General features: G+C 72.9%; 5 protein-coding genes. All 5 read left to right on the top strand.

The genetic code is table 11. The annotated features are described in order from the left end of the window. Window positions 1-850 (top strand): ABC transporter permease (locus OZN99_RS24620; RefSeq protein ID WP_270937884.1); only part of this gene is annotated, 850 nt, incomplete at its 5' end. Next, a complete protein-coding gene (locus tag OZN99_RS24615) occupies window positions 847-1,617 on the top strand; it encodes an ABC transporter permease (protein WP_270937883.1) in 771 nt (256 codons plus the stop codon). The genes OZN99_RS24620 and OZN99_RS24615, both read left to right, overlap by 4 nt. A 74-nt stretch (window positions 1,618-1,691) precedes the next feature. Next, window positions 1,692-2,420: a superoxide dismutase gene (locus tag OZN99_RS24610; protein WP_270937882.1), complete on the top strand. Its 729-nt coding sequence runs from the start codon at window positions 1,692-1,694 to the stop codon at window positions 2,418-2,420. A 137-nt stretch (window positions 2,421-2,557) separates the two neighbouring features. Continuing rightward, a complete protein-coding gene (locus OZN99_RS24605; protein WP_270937881.1) occupies window positions 2,558-4,168 on the top strand; it encodes a calcium-binding protein in 1,611 nt (536 codons plus the stop codon). Window positions 4,169-4,249: 81 nt separating this feature from the next. Next, window positions 4,250-5,280, top strand: a 1,031-nt coding sequence (locus OZN99_RS24600; RefSeq protein WP_270937880.1) for an SDR family oxidoreductase, incomplete at its 3' end; no start/stop codon positions are given.

Raw genomic sequence — 5,280 nt, 5'->3', positions numbered from 1 at the left:
CCCGGGCGAGGACCGCGCGCGCATCCTGGCCGCCGGCGAGGCCTGGGGCACGCCGGCGCCCTGGCGGGCCATCGCGCGCGCGGCCGGCCCGGTCGCCGATTTCCGCCTGCTCGCCACGCTCGACCTGAAGCGCGACCCGGCCGGGGACATCGCCCAGGTGCCGGAGGACAGCCGCATCCACCGCGGCATCCTGGCGCGCACGCTGTGGATCTCGGCCGTCGCGACGCTGCTCTGCCTGGGGCTCGGCTATCCGGTGGCCTGGCTGATCGCGACGGCGCCGGGCCGCGCGCAGCCCTGGCTGCTCGGCGCCGTGCTGCTGCCCTTCTGGACCAGCCTGATCGTGCGTACCGCGGCCTGGATGGTGCTGCTGCAGAAGGAGGGCATCGTGAACGCCGCGCTGCTCGGCGCCGGCCTGGTGACGGAGCCGCTGCCGCTGCTGATGAACCGCTTCGCCGTGCTGGTGGCAATGGTGCACATCCTGCTGCCCTTCATGGTTCTGCCGATCCTGGCGGTGGTTCGGGAGATCGACCCGCGGCTGGCGCGCGCCGCTGCCTCCCTCGGCGCGGGGCGGCTGCGCGTGTTCCTGCGCGTGCTGCTGCCGCTCTCGCTGCCCGGCATCGGAGCAGGCTGCCTGCTGGTCTTCGTGCAGGCGCTCGGCTTCTACGTGACCCCGGCGCTGCTGGGCGGGCCGAACGACCAGATGCTCGCCTGGCTCATCGGCTTCCACGCCAACCGCACGGTGGACTGGGGCATGGCGGCGGCGCTCTCCGTGCTGCTGCTGGCCGCCGTCGCCGCGGTGATCGCGCTGTACGGCCGGCTGGTCGGGTTCGAGAAGATACGCACGACATGAGGCTCGCGCTCTGGGCCTTCGGCCTGCTCGTGCTGCTGTTCCTGGTGCTGCCGATCGCCGTGGTGGTGCCGCTCTCCTTCTCCGCCGGCAGCTTCCTGCACTACCCGCTGCCCGGGCTGTCGCTGCGCTGGTACGCCGCCTTCTTCGCCTCCGACTTCTGGCTGCCGGCGCTGCGCAACTCCCTGCTGGTCGGCACGGCCAGCGCGGCGGTGGCGACGCTGCTCGGCGTGCCCGCCGCCTTCGGCCTCTGGCGGGCGCGCTTTCCGGGGCGCGGCCTGGTGATGGCGGTGATCCTGGCGCCGATGGCGGTGCCGGCGATCGTCGTCGCGGTCGCACTGCTGCTCGCCTTCGGGCCGCGCGGCCTGGCGAACACCTTCGCCGGTCTGGTCGCGGCGCATGCGATGCTCGGCGTGCCCTTCGTGGTGGTGACGGTGCTCGCCGCGCTCTCGCGCTTCGACCCGGTGCTGCTGCGCGCCGCGGCGTCCTGCGGCGCCGGGCCGTGGCGCGCCTTCCTGCGGGTCTGCCTGCCGCGCATCATGCCGGGCGTCGCGGCCGGCGCGGTCTTCGCCTTCGCCACCTCGCTCGACGAGACGGTGGTGGTGCTGTTCCTCGCGGGGCCGGGGCAGCGCACGCTGCCGCGCCAGATGTTCGCCGGCCTGAACGACGAGATCAGCCTGACCGTGATGGCCGCGGCGACGCTGATGATCGCGCTCTCGCTCCTGCTGCTCGGCGCCGTGGCCTGGCTGCGCCGCCCGGCGCGGGGCTGACGACCCTTCCCCGATCGGCCCGGCGCCCTTATCTCGGGCGCGGCGCATTCGCCGCCCGAGAGGACAACGCCAGCATGACCATCCTGCACCGCCGCGCCCTGTTCGGGGCCGCCGCCGGCCTCGCCACCGCCTGGGCCGCGCCCCGCACCGCGCTGGCGCAGGCGCAGCCGCCATCCGGCCCCTTCCGCCTGCCCGACCTGCCCTATGCCTTCGACGCGAACGAGGCGGCGATCGATGCGCGCACCATGGAGATCCACTGGCGCTTCCACCACGGCGCCCAGGTCAACGCGCTGAATGCCGCGGTGCGCGACCACTCCGCCATCGCCGCCATGCCGCTCGACCAGATCCTGATGAACCTGAACCAGGTGCCGGAGGGCGTGCGCACCGCCGTGCGCAACAACGGCGGCGGCAATGCGAACCACACCATGTTCTGGACGATCATGGGCGGCCGCGGCGGCGAGCCGACGGGCGAGCTGGCGCAGGCGATCGCGCAGGACTTCACGGACTTCGCCACCTTCCGCACCCGCTTCAACGCCGCGGCCAACGGCGTGTTCGGCAGCGGCTGGGCCTTCGTCACGGTGAACCAGGCCGGGCGCCTGGCCATCGTCACCAAGCCCGGGCAGGACAACCCGCTGATGGACGGGCAGCGCGTGCTGCTGGGCAACGACGTGTGGGAGCACGCCTACTACCTCCGCTACCAGAACCGCCGCGCGGAGTACACCGCGAACTGGTGGAACGTGCTCGACTGGAACCGCATCGCGCAGCGCTACGCCGCGGCGAAGGCCGGCACGCTCGGCGTCTGAACGGGCGCCGCGGCCCGCCACGCGCAGCGGGCCGCGGACGCGACGCAGGGTTGAAACCCGTGGGCGCGAAGTAACACTTTCGACGTCGCTGCGCAGGTTCCAGGTTGCGGCCCAGCGCAACACACGGGACATGCCGCATGCCAGTTCTCACGGTCGGCTCGGGCCAGCAGTACGACACGATCTCCTCCGCCATCGCCGCCTCCCGCGACGGCGACGTCATCCAGGTGCAGGCCGGCACCTACACCAACGACTTCGCCGAGATCCGCACGGATGTGAGCCTGGTCGCCGTCGGCGGCGTCGCGCATCTCAAGGCCACCACGGCGCCGCCCAACGGCAAGGCGATCCTCACCACCAATGCCGACGTCACGATCCAGGGCTTCGAGTTCTCCGGCGCGGCCGTGCCCGACCAGAACGGCGCCGGCATCCGCCACGAGAGCGGCAACCTGGTGATCGAGGACAGCCGCTTCCACGACAACGAGAACGGCATCCTGACCATCGCCAGCAACCGCGACGCCACGCTGACCATCCGCGACAGCGAGTTCGACCACAACGGCCGCGGCGACGGGCGCACCCACAACATCTATGTCGGCGACATCGGCAAGCTGACGGTGGAGAACAGCTACTTCCACGAGGCGTCCGTCGGGCACGAGCTGAAGAGCCGCGCGCAGGAGACGATCATCACCGGATCGCGCTTCGCCGATTTCGACGCGACGGCCAGCTACAGCATCGACCTGCCGAACGGGGGACGCGCGGTGCTGCGCGACAACGTGCTGCAGCAGGGCCCGAACAGCGAGAACCCGGTGATCGTCTCCTTCGGCGTGGAAGGCAACGTGCACGCCAATTCCAGCCTGGAGATGACCGGCAACACGGTGATCGACGAGCATCCCTCCGGGCGGCTGCTGTGGAACGCCACCGGCGTTCCGGCGACGGTCTCCGACACCGAGGTGTTCGGCCTGACGGCGGACCAGCTCGTCTCCGGCCCGGCGAACGTCTCCGGCACGACCTTCCTGGCCTCGGCGCCCGCCTTCGACACCTCCGCGCCCTGGCAGCCAGGCGCCGCGCCCCCTGCGCCTGCGCCCGATCCGGTGACGGATCCGGACCCCGTCGAGGAGCAGCCGCCCGTCACCCAGCCGCCCCCGGTGGACAACCCTGATCCCGACGACGAGGTGCCACCCGTCGTCGACGAGGAGGAGCCCATCGAGGAGCCGGTGCCTGACGAGGAGGAGCCCATCGAGGAGCCGGTGCCTGACGAGGAGGAGCCGGACGTCGTCACGCCGCCGGAGACCGATGATCCGGACGAGCCGGCCGAAACCCGCCTGCCCACGATGGGTCCCGACGTCCTCGTCGGCAGCGCGGAGGCCGACAGCCTGGCCGGCCGCGGCGGCGACGACGACCTGCAGGGCGGTGCGGGCGACGACCTGCTGCGCGGCGGCCGCGGCAAGGACCGGCTGGAAGGGGACGCGGGCGACGACCGCCTGCTCGGCGGGGCGGATGACGACACCTTCGTGTTCGGCGAAGCCTTCGGCAACGACCTCGTGGCCGGCTTCGAGGCCCATGGCGACGCCGGCGGCAGCCACGACCTGCTCGACATCTCGGCGCTCGGCGTCACCGCCGGCACCTTCGACGAGCAGGTCACCATCGAGGCCCGCGGCAACGGCGCGCTGGTCTCGGTCGCCGACCACGGGACCATCGCCCTCCCCCACCTGAAGCCGGAGGCGCTGGACAGCTCCGACTTCATCCTGGCCTGACGCGGCGATCCGCCGGGGCCGCGGGCGGAACCCCGCTCGCGGCCGCCCGTTGCGCGCCCCATCACCACGGGGTCGCCTGCGATGCCTGTCCGCCTGAAGCCGCTGTCGCGGCAGACCATCCTCATCACCGGCGCGAGTTCCGGCATCGGCCTCGCCACCGCCCGGATGGCCGCGGGGCGCGGCGCGGCGGTGCTGCTCGTCGCCCGCGACGAGCCCTCGCTGCAGGATGCGGTGCAGGGCATCCGCGCCGCCGGCGGACGCGCCGCCTTCCATGTCGCCGACGTCGCCGACACCGCCGCGCTGGAGGCCGCCGCCGACCGCGCGGAGCAGGAATTCGGCGGGCTCGATTCCTGGGTGAACGATGCCGGCGTCAGCATCGTCGGCACGCTCGAGGAAACCTCGGTGGAGGACCAGCGCCGGCTGTTCGAGACGAACTACTGGGGCGTGGTCAACGGCAGCCTGCTCGCCGCGCGGCGCCTGCGCGGGCGCGGCGGCGCCATCGTCAATGTCGGCTCCGTGCTGTCGGACCGGGCGATGATCTACCAGGGCGCCTACAGCGCCTCGAAGCACGCGGTGAAGGGCTTCACCGACGCGCTGCGCATGGAGCTCGAGGCGGAGCGCACGCCGATCTCCGTCACGCTGATCAAGCCCTCCTCGATCGACACGCCCTACCAGGACCATGCGCGCCTCACCTGGGGCACGCGCGGCGTGAAGCTGCCGCCGCCGGTCTACGACCCGCGCCTGGTGGCGCGCGCCATCTGCTTCGCCTGCGAGCATCCGCGGCGCGACCTGGTGATCGGCGCCGGCGGCGCGGCGATCTCCCTGGCGGGCGCGCTGTTCCCGCGCCTCACCGACTACGCGATGGAGGCCATCGGCAAGCCCGTGCAGGCCACGGACGTCTCGCGCCGGCCGGAGATGCGCGACAACCTGCACGAGGCGCGGCCGGGCGGCGAGGAGCGATCCTCCATGCCCGACCAGCCGCACCGCACCTCCAGCCTGCTGCTGGAGGCGCAGCTGCATCCGCTGGCCACGATGGCCTCGCTCGCCGGCATGGGCGCCCTGGCGCTCGGCGCCCTGGCCGCGCGGCGCGCCGGCGGCGGCCGCGTGGTGCG

Origin of the sequence: Falsiroseomonas oryzae, assembly GCF_027856955.1 — a bacterium.
Taxonomy (GTDB): Bacteria; Pseudomonadota; Alphaproteobacteria; order Acetobacterales; family Acetobacteraceae; genus Falsiroseomonas; species Falsiroseomonas oryzae.
This window is presented reverse-complemented; position numbering and strand designations above follow the sequence as displayed.

Bases quoted from the DNA above. Each gene is read 5' to 3' on its own strand.
- OZN99_RS24615 (WP_270937883.1), top strand. From the start codon at position 847: ATGAGGCTCGCGCTCTGGGCCTTCGGCCTGCTCGTGCTGCTGTTCCTG.
- OZN99_RS24610 (WP_270937882.1), top strand. From the start codon at position 1,692: ATGACCATCCTGCACCGCCGCGCCCTGTTCGGGGCCGCCGCCGGCCTC.
- OZN99_RS24605 (WP_270937881.1), top strand. From the start codon at position 2,558: ATGCCAGTTCTCACGGTCGGCTCGGGCCAGCAGTACGACACGATCTCC.